This window comes from Glycomyces xiaoerkulensis (genome assembly GCF_002798405.1).
In the GTDB taxonomy this organism is placed as follows: domain Bacteria; phylum Actinomycetota; class Actinomycetes; order Mycobacteriales; family Micromonosporaceae; genus Glycomyces; species Glycomyces xiaoerkulensis.
Genome location: NZ_PGGV01000034.1, coordinates 1 through 18,727 on the forward strand (window position 1 = coordinate 1; position 18,727 = coordinate 18,727).

Annotated in this window: 19 protein-coding genes and 1 pseudogene; 10 read left to right on the plus strand and 10 right to left on the minus strand. The window is 71.1% G+C overall.

From position 1 onward, the window contains the following. Both CUT39_RS15805 and CUT39_RS15810 read left to right on the plus strand, forming a co-directional pair. Positions 1 to 240: zinc ribbon domain-containing protein (locus tag CUT39_RS15805; RefSeq protein WP_157930738.1), on the plus strand; the 240-nt coding region annotated here is incomplete at its 5' end. Positions 241 to 373: 133 nt separating this feature from the next. After that, positions 374 to 628, plus strand: coding sequence for a hypothetical protein (locus CUT39_RS15810; protein ID WP_100448308.1), 255 nt, complete (start codon positions 374 to 376; stop codon positions 626 to 628). Between the two features lie 57 nt (positions 629 to 685). Here CUT39_RS15810 and recO read toward each other — a convergent pair whose 3' ends face one another. Then, a complete protein-coding gene (gene recO, locus CUT39_RS15815; RefSeq protein ID WP_100448310.1) occupies positions 686 to 1,432 on the minus strand; it encodes a DNA repair protein RecO in 747 nt (248 codons plus the stop codon). Between the two features lie 72 nt (positions 1,433 to 1,504). Here recO and CUT39_RS15820 point away from each other — a divergent pair, with 72 nt between their 5' ends. Beyond that, entirely contained in the window at positions 1,505 to 2,161 is a 657-nt protein-coding gene (locus CUT39_RS15820) for an MOSC domain-containing protein (protein ID WP_100448312.1), read from the plus strand. A 54-nt stretch (positions 2,162 to 2,215) separates the two neighbouring features. Here the strand turns inward: CUT39_RS15820 and CUT39_RS15825 are convergent, their stop codons facing one another. The 5 genes and pseudogenes from CUT39_RS15825 to CUT39_RS15845 form a co-directional block, all read right to left on the minus strand. Beyond that, positions 2,216 to 2,599 (minus strand): type II toxin-antitoxin system VapC family toxin, encoded by a 384-nt coding sequence (locus CUT39_RS15825; protein WP_232805788.1) that lies wholly within the window; start codon positions 2,597 to 2,599, stop codon positions 2,216 to 2,218. Between the two features lie 178 nt (positions 2,600 to 2,777). Then, a pseudogene (locus tag CUT39_RS21870) lies at positions 2,778 to 2,891 on the minus strand (type II toxin-antitoxin system Phd/YefM family antitoxin); the annotation flags it as partial. Positions 2,892 to 2,970: 79 nt separating this feature from the next. Further along, complete coding sequence (locus CUT39_RS15835) at positions 2,971 to 3,663, minus strand: endonuclease V (protein ID WP_232805780.1); 693 nt, start codon at positions 3,661 to 3,663, stop codon at positions 2,971 to 2,973. A 31-nt stretch (positions 3,664 to 3,694) separates the two neighbouring features. Continuing rightward, positions 3,695 to 4,417 carry a hypothetical protein gene (locus CUT39_RS15840; RefSeq protein WP_100448316.1) on the minus strand — a complete coding sequence of 241 codons (723 nt, stop codon included), beginning with the start codon at positions 4,415 to 4,417 and terminating at the stop codon, positions 3,695 to 3,697. Between the two features lie 148 nt (positions 4,418 to 4,565). Continuing rightward, the gene (locus CUT39_RS15845; RefSeq protein ID WP_157930739.1) at positions 4,566 to 5,321 is read right to left on the minus strand and encodes a hypothetical protein; all 756 of its coding nucleotides are present in this window, start codon (positions 5,319 to 5,321) and stop codon (positions 4,566 to 4,568) included. 167 nt (positions 5,322 to 5,488) lie between these two features. Between CUT39_RS15845 and CUT39_RS15850 the strand changes: the two genes are divergently transcribed. Next, entirely contained in the window at positions 5,489 to 5,890 is a 402-nt protein-coding gene (locus CUT39_RS15850) for a hypothetical protein (protein WP_100448320.1), read from the plus strand. Positions 5,891 to 5,908: 18 nt separating this feature from the next. On the opposite strand, the gene CUT39_RS15855 is transcribed toward CUT39_RS15850, so the two are convergent. Genes CUT39_RS15855 through CUT39_RS15870 form a run of 4 tightly spaced genes read right to left on the minus strand, consistent with a single transcriptional unit; the run spans position 5,909 to position 11,326 of the window. Beyond that, the gene (locus tag CUT39_RS15855) at positions 5,909 to 7,066 is read right to left on the minus strand and encodes a uroporphyrinogen-III synthase (protein WP_100448322.1); all 1,158 of its coding nucleotides are present in this window, start codon (positions 7,064 to 7,066) and stop codon (positions 5,909 to 5,911) included. Further along, a complete protein-coding gene (nirD, locus tag CUT39_RS15860) occupies positions 6,982 to 7,407 on the minus strand; it encodes a nitrite reductase small subunit NirD (RefSeq protein ID WP_100448324.1) in 426 nt (141 codons plus the stop codon). Before nirD ends, CUT39_RS15855 begins: the two co-directional genes overlap by 85 nt. 5 nt (positions 7,408 to 7,412) lie before the next feature. Next, positions 7,413 to 9,908 (minus strand): nitrite reductase large subunit NirB, encoded by a 2,496-nt coding sequence (gene nirB, locus CUT39_RS15865; RefSeq protein WP_100448326.1) that lies wholly within the window; start codon positions 9,906 to 9,908, stop codon positions 7,413 to 7,415. Further along, positions 9,905 to 11,326: an FAD-dependent oxidoreductase gene (locus CUT39_RS15870; protein ID WP_100448328.1), complete on the minus strand. Its 1,422-nt coding sequence runs from the start codon at positions 11,324 to 11,326 to the stop codon at positions 9,905 to 9,907. Before CUT39_RS15870 ends, nirB begins: the two co-directional genes overlap by 4 nt. Before the next feature lie 344 nt (positions 11,327 to 11,670). On the opposite strand from CUT39_RS15870, the gene CUT39_RS15875 reads away from it, so the two are divergent. From CUT39_RS15875 to ispH, 6 genes are all read left to right on the plus strand, one after another. After that, positions 11,671 to 13,929 carry a terpene synthase family protein gene (locus CUT39_RS15875; protein WP_157930740.1) on the plus strand — a complete coding sequence of 753 codons (2,259 nt, stop codon included), beginning with the start codon at positions 11,671 to 11,673 and terminating at the stop codon, positions 13,927 to 13,929. Further along, positions 13,926 to 14,426, plus strand: coding sequence for a hypothetical protein (locus CUT39_RS20475; RefSeq protein ID WP_157930741.1), 501 nt, complete (start codon positions 13,926 to 13,928; stop codon positions 14,424 to 14,426). Before CUT39_RS15875 ends, CUT39_RS20475 begins: the two co-directional genes overlap by 4 nt. Positions 14,427 to 14,475: 49 nt before the next feature. Further along, complete coding sequence (locus CUT39_RS15880; RefSeq protein WP_100448332.1) at positions 14,476 to 15,261, plus strand: bestrophin-like domain; 786 nt, start codon at positions 14,476 to 14,478, stop codon at positions 15,259 to 15,261. 70 nt (positions 15,262 to 15,331) lie between these two features. After that, positions 15,332 to 16,750, plus strand: a complete 1,419-nt coding sequence (locus tag CUT39_RS15885) for a family 2B encapsulin nanocompartment shell protein (RefSeq protein ID WP_100448334.1) — start codon at positions 15,332 to 15,334, stop codon at positions 16,748 to 16,750. An 8-nt stretch (positions 16,751 to 16,758) separates the two neighbouring features. Beyond that, on the plus strand, positions 16,759 to 17,784 hold the full coding sequence (locus tag CUT39_RS20880; RefSeq protein WP_198587187.1) for a polyprenyl synthetase family protein: 1,026 nt from the start codon (positions 16,759 to 16,761) through the stop codon (positions 17,782 to 17,784). Continuing rightward, the gene (gene ispH, locus CUT39_RS15895; protein ID WP_232805781.1) at positions 17,778 to 18,704 is read left to right on the plus strand and encodes a 4-hydroxy-3-methylbut-2-enyl diphosphate reductase; all 927 of its coding nucleotides are present in this window, start codon (positions 17,778 to 17,780) and stop codon (positions 18,702 to 18,704) included. Before CUT39_RS20880 ends, ispH begins: the two co-directional genes overlap by 7 nt. The last annotated feature ends 23 nt before the right edge of the window (positions 18,705 to 18,727 follow it).

Genomic DNA, 18,727 nt, shown 5'->3' on the forward strand with positions numbered 1-18,727 from the left:
GATGCCGGATGGTCGGCGTTCGTGCATATGCTCGAGTACAAGGCCGCCCGGTACGGACGCGCCTTCGCGAAGGTCGACCGGTGGCTGCCGACCAGCCAGACGTGCTCGGCCTGCGGGGCGAAGGACGGCCCCAAGCCGCTCAGCGTCCGCGAATGGACCTGCACCGCCTGCGGGGCCGCCCACGACAGAGACGTCAACGCCGCAAGGAACATTCTGGCCGCCGGGCAGGCGGACAGGTAAAACGCCCGTGGACCGCTGATAAGACCCGGGAGGCCGGGCACAGCGGGTCGAAGCGGGAACCCACCGAGACCCGCAGCCTCGCGGGTGGTAGGAATCCTCGGCCCTCAGGCCAGGGAGGAAGTCAACTTCTCGGATGCTCGAGAACCACGATGACGACATGGACGACATGCGGGATGAGTCGGTCCCGGTCGAGGTTCGACGCCACTGGGAACGGCGGGTGCAGGCAGCGGGACTGCCCCTCGACGAATACCTGCTCCGAAAGATGCCCCACGACGCCCCGCAGCCGACGAACGGGGAGATCTTCGCGGAGATCGACCGGACGGCCACTGACACCATCTCGACCGAGGAGATCGTCGAGACGCTGCGGGAGCTGAGGGAGTCCCGATGATCACCGTCGAGACTTCCGTCCGATGACGGTGCATGGGGTGCCGCCGGTATAGCGACCTCAGTGCGGCACGTACTTGAGGGTGCGCAGCGGGCGTTCGGAATGCCACTGGAAATGGGCGGCGATCAGGCCGGCAGCCTCGGTGCGCTCGCGGCCGTCGGCGGCGGTGGCGTGGGGCCAGTCGCCGGCCTCCAGGGCCCGCATGAGCTCCATCGAGGCCGGGGTCGGGACCGCAGCCCCGCCGGGGCGGCAGTCGCGGCAGACCGCTCCGCCGGCGGCGACGGCGAAGGCCCGGTGCTCGCCGCCCCTGCCGCAGGCGGCGCATTCGCTGAGCGACGGCGCCCAGCCGGCGGTCTTCATCCCGCGCAGCAGGTAGGAGTCCATGATCAGCAGCGGCGGCAGGCCGGTCTCGGCCAGGGCCCGGAACGCACCGAGCGTGAGCTGGAAGACCCCGAGGTCGGGCTGGTGGTCCTCGGGCACGAGCCGCTCGGCGGCCTCGGCGACGACGCAGGCGGCGGTGTAAGTGGGCCAGTCGGCGCTGATCTTCCCGCCCGACAGGTGCACGCCGACCGCCTGGGTGACGGTGTGGAGCTCGCCGCGGCCCTCGATGAGCTGGAGGTCGACGTGGCCGAACGGGGCCAGCCGCGCCCCGAACTTGGAGGAGGTCCGGCGCAGGCCCTTGGCGACGGCGCGGAACCGGCCGTGGCCGCGGCCCAGGCAGGACACGATCGTGTCGGCCTCGCCGAGCTTGAAGGTGCGAAGCACCACCGCGTCGTCGCGGAACAGTTTCCTGGTGCCGACCCCCACGGTGACAGCCTAACCCGAGCGGCGGACATATCCGATTGCGATCGCCACCGGTCGCGGCATAGGTTTACCTCCGTGCGCATCATCTCGGTCAACATCGCCCATCCCCGGGCCAACGAGTGGAAACAGGACGTCGAGTTCACCGGCATCGACAAGCGGCCGGTGGCCGGGCCGGTCGCGGTCCGCGCGGCCGGACCGAAGCCGTCCGGCGAGGTCGGGCTCGCGGGCGACCGGGTCGGCGACCTGAAGCATCACGGCGGAACCGACCAGGCGGTCTACGCCTACGCCCGCGAGGACTACGACCGGTTCGAGTCGGTTCTCGGCCGCAAGCTGCCCGACGGCGGCTTCGGCGAGAACCTCACCGTCACCGGGCACGACCTGAGCGCGGCCCGGATCGGCGAGCGCTGGAGCGGACCCGGCGGGCTGGTCCTGGAGGTCACCGGTCCGCGCATCCCGTGCGGGACCTTCCGCGGCTGGATCGGCGAGCGGGGCTGGCTGAAGACGTTCACCGCCGAGGCCCGCCCCGGCGCGTACCTGCGGGTGGCCGCGCCCGGCGAGGTCGCTGCGGGCGCCGAACTCGAGGTGGTCGACCGGCCCGAGCACAAGATCACCGTGGAGGCGCTGTTCCGGGCGAACATGGGCGACCGGGACGCGGCGCTGGAGCTGCTGCGGTCCCCGCACCTGGACGAATCGGAGGCCGCAGACCTGCGGAAGGCCCACGGCCTGGACTGAACCGGGTGCCGGTAGGCGTGCGGCCCCGAAGCTCCGCTTCGGGGCCGGTGGTGTTCAGTCCATTCCGGGAGACGCGACCGGGAGGCCCTGCTCGCGGGCGATCTCGATCATCCGGCGGTCGTAGCTGACCAAGGCGGTCAGATACTCCTGAATGCTCAGCGCGCTGGCGACGTGTATGGCGTCCAACGCACGAAGCCTGCCGGGAAGGTACATCGCCGTATCCCGGACCTCGTCGGTCAAGTGGATCTCGGTCACGGCGGAATCGAGCTCGGACATCAGCCTCGGGAACTGTCCATGCCGGCTCGAGGTCCGGACCGTCTCGACGAACCCGACAGTGCTCGTCGCCATCGGGACGCTCTGGCCCTCCTTGAGGAAACTCCGCAAGTCCTTCACGTTGTCCCGCCCCATGTACAGCGCGACCAATGCCGAGGCATCCATGTAAAGCAAGATCCGAATCCTCTTCTCGCATCTTGAGAAGGGTCTCTACCGGATCTCCCGGCCCTTCGGGTTCGAAGCGTGAAATCTGGTCGATGTCGTCGGTGGTGAACGACTTGAGCTTGATTCGTCCCTCGGCCACCAGGGGCGCGTACTTGCCCAGAGCGCCCGCCGCGGGCACCACCATCGCGACGGCCTGGCCGTGCTTGGTCACCGTCACCGACTCACCTCGTTCCGCCAGCGCGAAGAACGCGCTCGGATTGCGTGAGAACTCACGTACCGTCACCTCACTCATCAGTGCCACCCCCAGGCCCCGGCCGCAATGTACGTACACGATAGTACGTCACTCCGATCGCAACCGACGGCAGGTAGGTTCAGGACCGGGTCAGGTGGCTGCGGCCCAGGCGGTCGGCGGCGCGGATCGGCTCGGGGAGGCGGTACCCGGGGGCCAGTTCGAGGATGAGCTCGCGGGCGGTGCCGAGGGTGCAGCGGTGGCCGACCGAGACGTAGACGGGTCTGACGCCGCCGCGGGTGCGCAGGGCGCAGCCGATGACCTCGTCGCCGCCGCGGATCGAGGTCCACTCGCCCCGCGCTCGCCCCGGTTCGTCGACCGGCAGGTGCGGCGGGTTCTTGGCCACGCCGATCGCCGGGGCGTCGAGCACCACCCCGAGGTGGCAGGCCAGTCCGAAGCGCCGCGGATGGGTCAGGCCGAAGCCGTCGCAGACGTACAGGTCGGGGTCGGCGGTGAGCGCTTCGACCGCCCGCAGGAGCATCGGCAGTTCGCGGAAGGCCAGCAGACCGGGGACGTACGGGAATTCGGACCTGCCGCGCACCACCGCCCGGTCGAGCTCGGCCAGGTCCCCGCGCCGCAGGACCACCGCCGTGGCCACCGCCTCGTCGCTGTGCTTGTCGTAGGCGATGTCGAGCCCCGCGACGGTCTCGACCGCGCGGGCGTTGTCGGCGACGACGACGCAGCCGGCCAGTTCGGCCTGCATCGCCACCGCTTCGGCCGCGTTCGCCGGCTGCCGGGCGTACCGCTGGGCGAGGCGGGGTTCGTCAGCGCTCACGCCGCCAGCCTAACGAAGGCCGGACGGCGCGTCAGGCCCTCGGGCCGCGGAGGCCGGTGAGCGGGCCCTGGCCGTCCTCCGGTTCGTCGCCTCCGAACCGCACCTCGTCGACGTACGTCTCGGTGTTGTCATTGTGGACGAATACCGCGTCGGGGTCCTCGCCGTCGCCGTCCCGGTCGACCACCTGGGTCTCGAAGTCGCCGTCGCCGTCGGTGTCGTAGCGGAAGTACTCGGCGTCGCCGTCGCCGTCGACGTCGTAGGCCCGCGCGTCGGCGCTGCCGTCGCCGCTCTGGTCCTCCTCGGCGACGAGCGCGCCTTCGTCGTCGATGCTCACGGTCTCGCCGTCGACGGTGACCTCGTCGAAGTCGGTGTCGTCGTCGGTGTTGGCCATCGCCACGTCGTAGACGCCGTCGCCGTCGGTGTCGGCCATGAGGGTCTCCATGTAGCCGTCGCCGGTGGTGTCGGTGCGGAGGTAGTCGATCCGGCCGTCGCCGGTGGTGTCGCGCGCGGAGGTGTCGGTCTCGCCGTCGCCGCTGAGGTCCATCTGGAAGTGGTCGCTCTGACCGTCCCCCGTGGTGTCGGCTGCGTAGGTGTCGGTCTGCCCGTCACCGGAGGTGTCGTAGCCGGCGACGTCCGCGCGGCCGTCGCCGTCGGTGTCGGCGAGGACCGAGTCCCCGTAGTCCTCGACGGCCTCGGCACCGTCGATCTCGTCGCCGTAGTCGATGTTGTCGTCGAATTCGCCGTAGTCGCTCATGGTGTCCTCCGTCCGGCGGGTCGCGTGACTCCAACGTAGGCCGCCGGAGCCCCGGTCGTATCCCGCATCCGTGCCAACCCGGGCGTCGGCGTCGGGCCGGTGCAGGCCGACGGCCCCGCCGTTCGGCGGGGCCGTCGGCGCGGTCCGGTTACTGCTGCGGCGGTTGCGGAGGCCGGCCGGGTCCGGGCGGCGGCTCGTCCGGGGGTTGCTGGCCCGGGGGCGGCGGCTGCTGGCCGTAGGGCGGTTGCTGCCCGTACGGGGGCTGCTGCCCGTAGGGCGGCTGCCCCGGGAACTGCTGCGGCTGCTCCTTGCGGAAGTAGTCGTTCGAGGCCGGCAGCGCCAGCATGATGATGATCAGCAGCGACCCGACGATCAGGAACAGCAGCGTGATCCACTCCAGTGTGCTCACCCAGGCGGGCGTGACGTCCTGGGCCACCTGGGTGGTCTCGTCCTCGAATTCGGTGTCGCCCATCGACATGGTGGTGGAACCGAGCTGGCCGATCAGGCCGCCGAGGCCGCAGCAGGCCAGGGCGATGCCCGAGAGGACCCAACTGAGGATCCGCGCCGGTCGGTTCCCGCGGTTGTTGAGCAGGCCCAGCACCACATAGAAGACGGCGAACAGGATGTAGACCGCGGCGACCACCGCGAAGGACACCGTCACGAGCATGCCGATGTCGTCGGAGGTGATGCCGGAGAGCTCCGGATCGTCGAGAAGCTGCTCCTCCATCTCCTCCTGGACCGCGCCCTGGACGGCGAACATGGAGACCGCGGTCAGCACCAGTACGAGCGCCGTGAGGAACTGCGTCCACACGGCGGCGGTGACCGGCGCGGGCCGCGGCTTGGGTCCCGGCGGCGGCGGCGGTGGAGGCGCGGGCGGGTATTGCGGCGGCTGTCCATATGCCATGGTGGTCTCCGTCTTTCTCGTCGACTGCGCCCATCGTACGGTTCCGGCCGCGGCCGCGCCACCGGTTGGGGCACGTTTCCCCAGTGGAGACCGGTCGCCCGCGGCCTCCGCGCCGGTCGCTTCCCACTACTGTTGGCGGTGGACCCGGTCGCGGAAGTGAGATCCCCATGGCCACTCGGGAGAAACCCGGCACGCTGCTGCGAGGCATCCCGTTCCCCATCCTCGCCACGGTGGCGATCCTGTGGATCACCGCCGCCCACGGCCTGATCGACTCCGGACCCGAGTGGGTCGACTACACCGCCCGGCCCGACGGGAACACCGTCACCGCGGTCCTCCTGTTCATCCTGGCCTTCGCCCACTTCGCCAACGCCCTGCTGGGCCTGGGCATCCAGCTCCGCCTCCGCTGGGCCCGCTCGACCGCCATCGGCCTGTGCCTCTTCCGCACCGCGACCGCATCCTTCGCCCTGGTCGGCGGGGACACCCCGTCGTACACCAGGATCGCCCTCAACCTGGTGATCGTGGTCCTGCTGCTACTGCCCTCGTCGGCGGCCTGGTGCGACCGGCCGTGAGCGCACGACGCGGAGCCGCTAGGTGTCCAGGTTCAACCGGTAGCCGCGCTTGATGACCGTCTCGACGCAGGAGCGCAGATTCACCGCGTCCCGCAGCCGCGTCACCGCCATCTCCACGGCGTGGCCGTCGGCGCCCCTGGGGAGGTGCCGGAGCAGCTCGGCCCGCGACAGGACCTTCCCCTCGGCGACGGCCAGCGCCCGGATGACCGCCATCGGCGCGGGCGGGAGCTGGTAGGGCTCGTCGTCGAGCAGGACCATGTGTCCGCGCAGTTCCATCCGGTGGCCGGTCGCCAGCCGGACGCGGCGGGACCGCTTGGGCAGGTCCGCGGCCACGGTGCGGACCAGGGAACCCAGACGCGCCCGCTCGGGCTGGACCGCGTCGACGCCGAGCCGGGTCAGCGGCGCCGCCGTCACCGGCCCCACCGCGACCGGGAGGACGCCGCTGTCCTCGGCCGGTGCGCGCAGGGCCTCCATCAGGTCCGCCGCTTGGTCGCCGGCTATGCGCAGCAAGGCGTTCGCGGCGGGAGCGGAAGTGAAGGTCACCGCGTCGATCCGGCGGGCGCAGACGGCGTCGACCAGGCGCTGGACGGGGGTGATGTCGGTCGGCAGGGTCCACCGGTAGACCGGGACGGGCACCGCCGCTCCGCCGCCGCTGCGGACGGTGCGGATGAAGTCCTCGGCCGGGTCGCCGTGCAACTGGATCGCCACCCGCTGACCGGCCACGCCGCGTTCTCTGAGGTACTCGACTACCTCGTCGCCGGTCTCGGAGGGGGCGGTCCAGCGCTCGGTGAGCCCGGCGGCCCGGACCGCACCGAGGGCCTTCGGTCCGCGGCACAGGATCTCGGCGCGGCGCATCGCCTCCAGCAGGTCCCCGCCCATGCCCCAGCCCTCGGCCGCCTCCAGCCAACCGCGGAAGCCGATCCCGGTGGTCGCCACGATCACGTCGGGCGCCTCCCGGATCAGCTCCACGGTGGCGGCGCGCAGCGCCTCGTCGTCGGGCAGCGGCACGATCCGGAGCGTGGGCGCGATGACGGTGCGCGCGCCGCGGCGCTCCAGCAGCGCCGAGAGCTCCTCGGCCCGGCGCTGGGCGGTCACCGCCACGGTGTAGCCGGTGAGCGGTGCCAGCGGCGCGCGCTCTCCGGGGGCGGACTTCGGCGGGGCTGGGGCGGTGGCCATAAGGCGCTCGCTTTCACATCCGAGGCCGCGCCGACGCGGACCTCGCCGCCGACGACCTCCACGGCGAAGGCCTCCAGGGACTGGTCCCCGTCGTCGAGGCACTGGCCGGTCTTGAGGGAGAACACCTGCTTGTGCAGCGGGGAGGCCACTGTGGGCTCGCCGCTGCGGTCGCCGACGATGCCGCGGCTCATCACGTACGCACCGGTGAACGGGTCGCGATTGGACACCGCGTAGAGGCCGCCGTCGGCGAGCCGGAACACCGCCACCTGGGTGCCGTCGGCAAGCAGGGCCGCGGCTCCCCTTCCGGGGACGAGCCGGTCGAAGGCGCAGATCGATTCCATCTGGGTCAGCTCCTTTCCGAGCCGAGTCGTTCCGGAGTGCCGAGCGGCACCGGCCGGGCGTGCGAACGTTCGGTGGTGCCCGCCGGGAAGCTCTGACCGCGGACGGTCTCGAACTCGATCGAAGGGTCGGGCGTGTCGGGCGCGTTCACGAAGGAGACGAACCGCTCGAGCTTCTCGGGGTCGTCCAGGACGCCCTTCCACTCGTCGGTGTAGGACTCGACGTGCTTGGCCATCATGGCGTCGAGGTCCTCGCAGATGCCGAGCCGGTCGTCGACCACGACCTCGCGGACGTAGTCCACGCCGCCGTCGAGGGACTCCAGCCACTTCGAGGTGCGCTGGAGGCGGTCGGCGGTCGAGATGTAGAACATCAGGAACCGGTCGATGGTCCGGACCAGCGTCTCAGAGTCCACGTCGGACACCAGCAGGTCGGCGTGGCGGGGCGTGAAGCCGCCGTTGCCGCCCACGTACAGGTTCCAGCCGTCCTCGGTGGCGATCACGCCGAAGTCCTTGCTCCGGGCCTCGGCGCACTCGCGGGCGCAGCCGGAGACGGCCGACTTGACCTTGTGGGGGCTCCGCAGGCCCCGGTAGCGCAGCTCCAGGTCGATGGCCATCTTCACCGAGTCCTGCACCCCGTAGCGGCACCAGTCGGTGCCGACGCAGGACTTGATGGTGCGCAGCGCCTTGCCGTAGGCGTGGCCGGACTCGAAACCGGCGTCGACCAGGCGCCGCCAGATCTTCGGCAGGTCCTCCACGCGGGCGCCGAACAGGTCGACGCGCTGGCCGCCGGTGATCTTGGTGTAGAGCCCGAACTCCTTGGCGACCTCCCCGAGGACGATGAGTTTGTCGGGCGTGACCTCGCCGCCGGGGATGCGCGGCACGACCGAGTAGGTGCCGTTGCGCTGCAGGTTGGCCAGGAAGTGGTCGTTGGTGTCCTGCAGGGCGGCCTGCTCGCCGTCGAGGATGTGGCCGTTCGCCAGGCTCGCCAGGATCGAGGCGACCGCGGGCTTGCACAGGTCGCAGCCGGAGCCGGAGCCGTGGCGGGCGATCAGTTCGCTGAAGCTCGAGATGCCGGTGACCTTGACGATGTCGAACAGTTCGGCCCGGGACTGGGCGAAGTGCTCGCAGATGGACTTGGAGACCTCGACCCCGCCCTCGGCGAGCAACTGCTTGAGCATCGGCACGCAGGACCCGCAGCTCGTGCCGGCCTTGGTGCAGGACTTGATCGCGCCCACGTCGTGGCAGCCGTCGGCGACCGCGCCCATGATCTCGCCCTTGGTGACCGAGTTGCACGAGCACACCTGGGCGCCGTCGGGCAGGGCCCCCTCGACCTCGCCCGAGGAGAGCAGGTCGGCCAGTTGCCCGGGGACCTTCCCGCCCACGCTGGCGCGCAGCAGCGGGTAGGGCTCGGCGTTGCCGACGAGCATGCCGCCCAGGAGGGTCTGCGCGTCGTCGGACAGCACCAGTTTGGCGTAGACGCCCTCGGCCGGGTCCAGGTAGGTGGTGGCGAGCGGGCCGTCCATCTCGCCGAACTGGGCGACGTCGACCCCGAGCAGCTTGAGCTTGGTGGACAGGTCGGCGCCGGGGAAGGTGGCCTCGCCGCCGGCGAGCCGGTCGGCGGCGACCTCGGCCATCGCGTAGCCGGGGGCGACCAGGCCGTAGCAGACGCCCTCCATGGCGGCGACCTCGCCGATGGCGTAGACGTCGGGATCGGAGGACCGGCAGGAGGGGTCGACGACGACGCCGCCGCGCTCGCCGACCGCCAGGCCGGCCTCGCGGGCCAGCGCGTCGGCAGGGCGGACGCCCGCCGCGAAGACGATCATGTCGGTGTCGAAGGCGAGGCCCTCCTGATTGGTCTCCATGCGCAGCCGGTCGCCGGACGGCTCGATCCTGGTGCCGCCGGTGGAGCAGGCGACGTCGATGCCGAGCCGCTCGATGTGCTGCTTGAGGACCCCGCCGCCGGCCTCGTCGAGCTGGCGGGCCATGAGCCAGGGCGCGAATTCGACGATCTGGGTCTCGAGGCCCAGGAGGCGGAGGGCGTTGGCCGCTTCGAGGCCGAGCAGGCCGCCGCCGACGACGACGCCGTGCCGGCGGCCTTCGGCGCGGGACCTGATGGCCTCCAGGTCCTCGATGGTGCGGTAGACGTGGACGCCGTCGAGGTCGCTGCCCTCGACCGGAGGCACGAACGGGTAGGAGCCGGTGGCCAGGACCAGCTTGTCGTAGGCGTAGTCGCCTCCGGCGGTGGCGACCCGGCGGGCCTCGCGGTCGATCGCGAGGGCCGGTTCGCCGAGGCGCACGTCCACGCCGGGCAGGTCGGAGGCCAGTGAGAGCTCCTCGGCGCTGACGCCGTCGAAGAACGCCGACAGGCGCACCCGGTCGTAGGCCGGGCGCGGTTCCTCGGCCAGGACCGTGACCTGCCAGGACGGGTCGCGCTCGACGACCGCCTCCAGGAAGCGGCGGCCCACCATGCCGTCGCCGATTACTACCAATCGCTTGTCGCTCATGCTGATACCTCATTCAATCTCGCCGCGGCCTCGCCGATGCCTTCGACGGTTCCGTTGAGCCACTTGCACAGTCCCGCGACATCGTCGGCGCAGGTGCCGCAGCCGGTCGAAGCCTGGGTGGCGTCCGACAGCGCCTCCGGCGTCCGCGCGCCGCCGTGGAACGCCTCGGTCAGTTGCTTCTTGGTCACGTTGTTGCACCGGCACACCACGACCTCGTCGGCCATCGACGCGGGCGAGTCGGGGGCGACCGACACCGACTCGCCGGGCCGGCCCATCAGGAGGGTGCGGCGGTCGTGCGGCACCGGATCACCGGTGTCGAACAGTTGCACCACCTGGCCGACCATGGGGTTGTCGCCGAGCATGACCGCTCCGGCGAGGCGCCCGTCCTCGTCGATGACCAGGCGGGCGTAAGTGCCCCGGGTGGGGTCGGCGAAGGAGACGACCTCGTCGCCGTCGGTCCGGCCCATCGCGGCCAGGTCGATCCCGGTGGCCTTGAGGCGGGTCACCAGGCGCGACCCGGCGTAGTTGGCGTCCTCGTTCACGCCCGAGAGCAGGTCGGCCACCACGTCGGCCTGCTCCCAGGCGGGGCCGACCAGGCCGTAGGGGATGCCGCGGTGCTCGGCGCAGTCGCCGACGGCGAACACGTCCGGGTGGGAGGTGCGGCACTGGTCGTCGATGACCACGCCGCGGCCGGTCTCCAGGCCCATGGAGTGGGCCAGGTCGAGGTTGGGCCGCACGCCGCAGGAGACGACCATGAGCTGCCCGGTGACGGTGCGGCCGTCGGCCAGGACCAGGGTCAGGCCGTCGTCGCCGTGGATGACGCGGGTGGTCTGGGCGTCGGTGATCGACCGGACGCCGAGGTCGTCGTAGGTGTCGGCGAGGACCTGCGCGCCGAGCGGATCGAGCTGGCGGTCCATCAGGTGGCCGGCGGCGTGGACGACGGTGACGTCGAGGCCGCGGCCGGCCAGCCCGCGGGCGGCCTCCAGGCCGAGCAGGCCTCCGCCGAGGACGACGGCGTTGGCGCGGTTCTCGGTCTCGGTGAGGATGCGGCGGGCGTCCTCGATCGTCCGCAGCACGTAGGCGCCGGTCGGGAGCGGGGACAGCCCTTGGATCGGCGGGACGAAGGAGTCGGCTCCGGTGGCCAGGACCAGCTTGTCGAAGCCGGTCCCGTCGATGGTCTTGGCCTCGAGGTCGACCTCCTTGACCTCGTGCCCGAGCCGGAGTTCGACGTGATCGGGCGGGGTGGGCAGGGCGATCTCGGCCTCGGACTGCTTCCCGGCGATCATGCTGGACAGCAGGATGCGGTTGTATGCGGCGCTGGGCTCGGCTCCGAAGACGGTGACCTCGACTCCGCGGCGGCCGAGTTCGCGGGCGATGCGGGCGCCGGCCATGCCGTAGCCGACGATGGCGACCTTCACGCGCTGGACCTCCCGGATGCTGGGGACGGCTGGCGGCGCGGCGGACCGGGTTCGGGTCCGGATCTCCGCGCAGTCGCGGCGACAGCGCTGTCTGACCTCGACGGACCTCCAGGGTGGCTTGACGCTGTTACACAGTCGCGCGGCGAATGTTTCGCGCGTGCTAAGTAGTCCTCACGCCCTCGGAGCCCGACCTCGACAGCTTTCCCTATCTCATTCGCTGTCGGATTGGTGACATCTCATGCCTAGATCGGACTTTTGTCACTGAATCGGGGGATACAAGATCGTTTGAACGGATCGTACATTGAACGGGCACGCGATCCGGTTGTTCGAGCCCGAGGAGTCCCATGACTCGAAACCGTCCGTTCGATCTCCCCGTTTTCTACCTCCCGTATCCGCCGCGCCTCAACCCTCATTTGGAGCAGGCCCGCACCCACGCCCGCATCTGGGCCAAGGAGATGGGCATGCTCGACTCCCCCGCCGCCGGCGGCGGGGTCGTCTGGGACGAGGCCGATCTCGAGCGCCACGACTACGGCCTGCTGTGCGCCTACACGCACCCGGACTGCCCGGCCGAGGCGCTCGAGCTGATCACCGACTGGTACGTGTGGGTGTTCTTCTTCGACGACCACTTCCTGGAGGCATTCAAGCGCACCCGCGACACCGTGGGCGCGCGAGCCTACCTGGACCGCATCCCGCTGTTCATGCCGATCGACATCGGACAGACGCCCGAACCGGCGAACCCGGTCGAGCGCGGCCTGGACGACCTGTGGCGGCGCACTGCGCCGCACATGAACGAGGACTGGCGGCGGCGCTTCACCGTTAGCACCGTGAACCTCCTGTTCGAGTCGCTCTGGGAGCTGGCGAACATCACCTCCGACCGGGTGGCCAACCCGATCGAGTACATCGCCATGCGCCGCATGGTCGGCGGGGCGCCGTGGTCGGCCAACCTGGTCGAGTACGCCGTCGGCGCCGAGGTCCCGTCCCGGATCGCCGGAGAGCGCCCGCTGCTGGTCCTGCGCGACACCTTCAGCGACGCCGTCCACCTGCGCAACGACCTGTTCTCCTACCAGCGGGAGGTCACCGAGGAGGGCGAGAACGCCAACGCGGTCCTGGTCTTCGAGCGCTTCCTCGGGTGCGAGACCCGGCGAGCGGCCGACCTGGTCAACGACGTGCTGACCAGCCGGCTGCACCAGTTCGAGAACACCGCGCTCACCGAGATGCCGGTCCTGTGCGCCGATCGGGGCCTGCGTCCCGACGAGCAGACCGCGATCGCGTTGTACGCCAAGGGCCTCCAGGACTGGCAGGCGGGCGGCCACGAGTGGCACATGCGGTCGAGCCGCTACATGAACGACCCGGCCGAGCGGGTCCTCGGCGGCCCGAACGGCCTGGGCACCTCGGCCGCGAGGGTCGCCTCCTCGGCGCTCCGGCAGCACGCCCGCGAGCCGTTCCGGCCGGTGGGCCCCTCCCCCCTGCCCGAGTTCCACATGCCGTTCGAGCTGCGGCTGAACCCGCACCTGGAGCACGCCCGGCGGCACAACATCGAGTGGGCCGCCGCGGTCGGGATGACCGTGCCGGATCCGCTGCGCCCCGGCTCGGGCCTGTGGACGCCCCACCAGATCGAGATCTTCGACCTGGCGCTGTGCGCGGCCGGGATCGATCCGGACGCAACGCCGGAGGAGTTGGAGACGTCCTCCGACTGGCTGGCGTGGGGCACCTACGGCGACGACTACTACCCGGCGGTGTTCGGCCGGGGCCGCTCGTTCGCCGCGGCCGTGGAGCAGAACCGGCGGCTGTCCGCTTGCATGCCGCTGGAACCGGGGGAAGTCCCCGCGCTCGGCAACCCGCTCGAAGCGGGGCTGGCCGATCTGTGGGCCCGCACGGCCCCAGGGCTGCATCCAGCGGGGCGCGCGGAATTCAAGCGGGCCGTCGAGAAGATGCTCGAGTCCTGGCTGTGGGAGCTGCACCAGCAGGCCCAGAACCGGGTGCCCGATCCGGTCGACTACATCGAGATGCGCCGGCACACCTTCGGCGCGGACATGACGATGAGCCTGGCGCGGCTGACGACCGGGAGGATGGTGCCCCAGGAAGTGTACGACTCCCGGCCCGTGCGGGAACTGGAGTCCTGCGCGGTCAACGCCGCCTGCTTCGTCAACGACCTGTTCTCCCACCGGAAAGAGGTCGAGTTCGAGGGCGAGTTCATCAACGGCGTGGTGGTGGCCGAGGAGTTCCTCGGCTGCTCCGAGGAGGAGGCGATGCGGGTGGTCGCCGACCTCATCTCGGCCCGGATCGAGCAGTTCGAGCTCATCGCGGGCGAGGAACTGCCCGAGGTGGTCGAACGGTTCGATCTCGATGACGCCGCCCGAGCCTCACTGGACGCCTATGTGGAGGATCTGCGGCACTGGGTCTCGGCGATCCTCAACTGGCACATCGAATGCGGCCGCTATCGCGAGAGCGAGTTGCGGCGGCCGAGCCTCACCTCTCCCGGCCTCCGACTGCCGCGGCCGCACCTGTCGTTACGCCGAAGGCGAGCAGGACGGCCATCATGCGGCGCTTGGTCTCGGTCGACTCCTCCGATTCGAGCTCGGCCACCGGATCCGGGTCGTTGACCGCCAGACCCGGTGGCAGGGGGACCGGGTCGCTCGGGGGCGGCTCGGACGGGGACGGAGCGGGCGGGGACGGGGAGTTCGATTCCGGCTCGGGGGAGGGCGTCTCGCTCGGGGCGGGACTCGGCGCAGTGGAAGGGCTCGGGGCACTGGAAGGGCTCGGCGACGAGGACGACGGCGAAGGAGAAGGAGGCACGGATGTCGGCGACGGCGGCTCCGGCGGGCTCGGCGGTTCGGGGTGGCTCGACGGCGGCTCCGGCGGGCTCGGGGGCGCGGGAGATTCGGGCGGCGTCGGCGGAGACGGCGGCTCCGGCGGTGGCTCCGGGCACGGCAGGAGCGGCGGCAGCAACGGCAGGTCGAGGCAGAGGCGCAGTTCCACGTCGATCGCGTCGGCACGGTCGGCCGGGGCGAAGGCCACGGCGGCGGCCGAGGTCAACAGGACCGCCGAAGCGAGGGCCAGCCCTCGCCGCAGCGGCCGTATTCGAGTGCTACGTCCCTGAATATCACTGTTCATGACAAATATTCTTTATCGAGAATTCCGAGGTGTCAATGACCATTTGGTGGCAGGGTCTGACCTTCGCCCTGATCGTCGTGGCCGCGGCCTGCGTGATCGTGTGGGTGGTCCAGAGGGTGCAGCCGCCGAGCCGACGCGAGGGGCACAACCAGATCGGCACGACCCTGTTCGAGCTGATCACCGTCCTCTACGCGATCGTGCTGGCATTCGTCCTCGTCACCGCCTGGGAGAACCGGAACGAAGCCGGCCACATCACCTACCGGGAGGCCGGGGACCTGGTCGAGGTCTACTGGGCCGCCGACACCTTGCCCGACGACGACCGCGACGAGGTCCGCGAGGCCGTCCGCGCCTACACCGAGCACGTCGTCGATACCGAATGGGACCAGATGCGGCGCATCGAACCGGTCGACGCCGAGGGCCTGATGCTGCTGGACGCGATGCACGCGCCGGTGTCCGCCCAGGAGCCCGCCGACGAGGCCCGGCAGGCCCGGCTCGGCGACGTCCGCGACCGCGTCCGCGCCGTGTCCGAGGCCAGATACGAACGCCTCTTCAACGCCGGGCAGGGCCTGTCGGGAGCGATGTGGACGGTTCTCGTGCCGGGCTCGCTCCTGGTGTTCGCGGTGATGCTGACCCTCGGCACCCCCACACGCCTCTACCAGTTCATCGTCGTCGGTTTGATCTCGGGAATGGTCGCGCTGATGCTGTTCGCGACCTACCAACTCGAATTCCCCTTCAGCCGCGGCGGCGCCATCGAACCGACCGCCTACCAGACCGCGATCGAGCGCTTCGACGCGATCGACTCGGACCACGGCGGGCGCTGACCCGCCGTCCAACCACAACCCATAACAACCGCACAGCGATCCGTACGCCCTAACGGGAGGAATGCATCCCATGACCGACTCGGCAATCGACACCACGACTCCGCCGCCTTACTCCGACAACGGATCCGAGCAGAGCAGCCTCAGCACCACCGCGGCCCGCAACCTGGCCACCACCACCAAGTCCGTCCCCCAGATGCAGGAGATCACCTCCCGGTGGCTGCTGCGGATCCTCCCCTGGGTCCAGACCGACGGCGGGTCCTACCGCCTCAACCGCCGCCTGACCTACACGGTCGGCGACGGGAAGGTCGAGTTCATCCAGGAAGGCGCGGCCGTCCGCGTCATCCCCGGCGAACTCGCCGAGATCGCCGCGCTGCGCGGCTACGAGGACGAGGAGGCGCTCGCGGCGATGGCCGCGCGCTTCGAGCAGCGGGAGCTCGAACCGGGCGAACCGGTGGCGCGGGCCGGCGAGCCCGTCGACGGGCTCTACCTGATCGCCCACGGCCGCCTGGAGAAGACCGCGGTCGGGCCCTACGGCGACCGGTCGACCCTGCGGGTGCTGATCGACGGCGACCATTTCGGGCAGCGGGCGCTGACCGAGCACGAGCCGGAGTGGACCGGCGACATCAGCGCCACCGTGCCCTCGACGGTGATGTTCCTTCCGGCCGCGGCCGTCGCCGAGCTGTCCGAGCGCGTCCCGTCGCTGGCGGCGCACTTCGAGCGGTTCCGCACCGGGTCCTCGGCCAGGGCCAACAAGTACGGCGAGGCCCCGATCGACATCGCCTCCGGGCACATCGGCGAACCGGACCTGCCGAAGACCTTCGTCGACTACGAGCTGCGCCCGCGCGAGTACGAGCTGTCGGTGGCCCAGACCGTACTGCGGGTGCACACCCGTGTGGCCGACCTCTACAACAAGCCGATGAACCAGATGGAGCAGCAGCTCCGGCTCACCGTCGAGGCCCTGCGCGAGCAGCAGGAGGACCAGATGGTGAACAGCCGCGACTTCGGGCTGCTCCACAACGCCGCGTTCGAGCAGCGCATCCCGACCCGCTCGGGGCCGCCGACCCCCGACGACCTGGACGAGCTGCTCAGCAGACGGCGCAAGCCCGAGTACCTCCTGGCGCACCCCAAGGCGATCGCCGCGATCGGCCGCGAGTGCTCCAAGCGGGGCCTCTACCCGTCCACGGTAGAGTTCCACGGGCACCACATCCCGGCCTGGCGGGGCGTGCCGATCCTGCCGTGCAACAAGCTCCCCATCTCCGCGGAGCAGACCACCTCGATCCTGTGCATGCGCACCGGCGAGGACGACCAGGGGGTGATCGGGCTGCATCAGACCGGCCTGCCCGACGAGTTCGAACCGGGCCTGTCGGTGCGGTTCATGGGCATCGACGAGAAGGCGATCATGTCCTACCTGGTCAGCGCCTACTTCTCTGCGGCGGTCCTGGTTCCGGACGCACTGGGCGTGCTCGAGAACGTCGAGCTGGGGCGTTAGGGCTGCCGATGGCGGTCTTGACCGACGAGTTCACCGCCGAGCGGGAGGCCATCGACCTCGGACTGCGGTCCGCGGTCGATCGGCTTCCCGCCCCGGCCTCCCGGGTCGCGTCCTACCACTTCGGCTGGACCGACCCCGAGGGAGCACCAATCGAAGGCAGCTCCGGCAAGGCGCTGCGCCCGCTGCTGACGCTGCTGGCCGCCGGGGCGGTCGCCTCCGGCGACCGCGAGGCCTGGCGGCCGGCCGTGCCGGCCGCGGTGGCCGTGGAGCTGGTACACAACTTCTCGCTGATCCACGACGACATCATCGACCGCGACACCGTGCGGCGCCACCGCGCCACCGTCTGGAAGGTCTTCGGGTCCACCGAGGCCCTGCTGGTCGGTGACGCCTTGCACGCCTTGGCGTTCGAGGTCCTCGGCGAGGCCGATCCGTCGCGGGTGGCCGCCGGGGCGGGGACACTGGCCGCGACCGTCCGCGCGCTCATCGACGGCCAGTTGTCCGATACCCGCTTCGAGCGGCGAGAACGGGTCGGCATCGCCGAATGCACGGCGATGTCGGAGGCGAAGACGGCCTCGCTCATGGCCTGCGCGACCGAGCTCGGCGGGCTGTTCGGGGGCGGCAGCGCCGAGCAGGCCGCGGCGCTGCGCGACTTCGGGTTCCGCCTCGGGCTGGCCTTCCAGCACGTGGACGACCTGCTGGGCATCTGGGGCGATCCGGAGGTGACCGGGAAACCGGCCTTCTCCGACCTGCGACTCCGCAAGAAATCGCTGCCGGTGACCGCCGCGCTCGGCTCGGGCCGGCCGGAGGCCGCAGAGCTGACCCGCCTCTACGCCGGAACCGGCCCGCTCGACGACGCGCAGGTCCATCGCGCGGCCGAACTGGTCGAGGCGTGCGGCGGCCGCCGGTCCAGCCGGGAGTCGGCCGACGTGCTCACCGCCTCGGCCGCGGCGCGGTTGGAGTCGGCCGACCTGTCCGCGGAGGCGGTGGCCGCCCTGCACGGACTGGCCGCGACCACGGTGGGGAGGGCATGCTGATGCGGGTGCTGCTGCCGGCCCCGCGGTCCTTCTGCGCGGGGGTGGAGCGGGCGATCGACATCGTCGAGCGGCTGCTCGAACGGTACGGGCCGCCGGTGTACGTGCGCAACCAGATCGTCCACAACGCCCATGTCGTCGGTGATCTGGAGTCGCGCGGGGCGGTGTTCGTTTCCGAACTGGAGGAGGTGCCCGAAGGAGCGCTGGTGGTGTTCTCCGCGCACGGGGTCGCCCCGGCGGTGGAGGCCGAGGCGTCCGACCGCGGCCTGGACGCGGTTGACGCCACCTGCCCGCTGGTGACGAAGGTCCACAGCGAGGCCAGGCGGGCCGCCGAGGGCGGCGACACGATCATCCTGATCGGGCACGAGGGCCACGAGGAGGTGGTCGGCACCAAGGGGGTGGCGCCGGAGCGGACGGTCCTGGTCGAGCGGGCCGAGGACGTCGAGCGACTGGAGGTCGAGGACGCCTCGCGGCTCACGTTTCTGGCCCAGACGACGCTGTCGGTCAGCGAGGTCGAACGGATCGCGGCGGCGCTGAAGCGGCGGTTCCCCGAGGTCAAGGGGCCCGCCAAGGACGACGTCTGCTACGCCACCACCAACCGGCAGGCCGCCCTGGCGGCGGTGGTGGACGAGGCGGACCTGGTGCTGGTGATCGGCTCGCCGAACTCGTCGAACTCGAACCGGCTGGTGGAGCTGGCCTCGGCAGCCGGCACGCCGGCGCGGCTGATCGACCGGCCGACCGACATCGACGCGGCGTGGCTCGAGGGTACCGAGGCGGTGGCCGTCACCGCCGGGGCCTCGGCCCCGCCGCAGCTCGCCGACGAGGTGGTCGGCGAGCTGGCGCGCTACGGCACGGTCGAGGTCGAGGAGCGGAGGATCGCCGACGAGCATCTGGAGTTCCTGCTCCCCCAGCGGCTCAGGTGAGACGCGAGCGGCCCGGCGGCGCG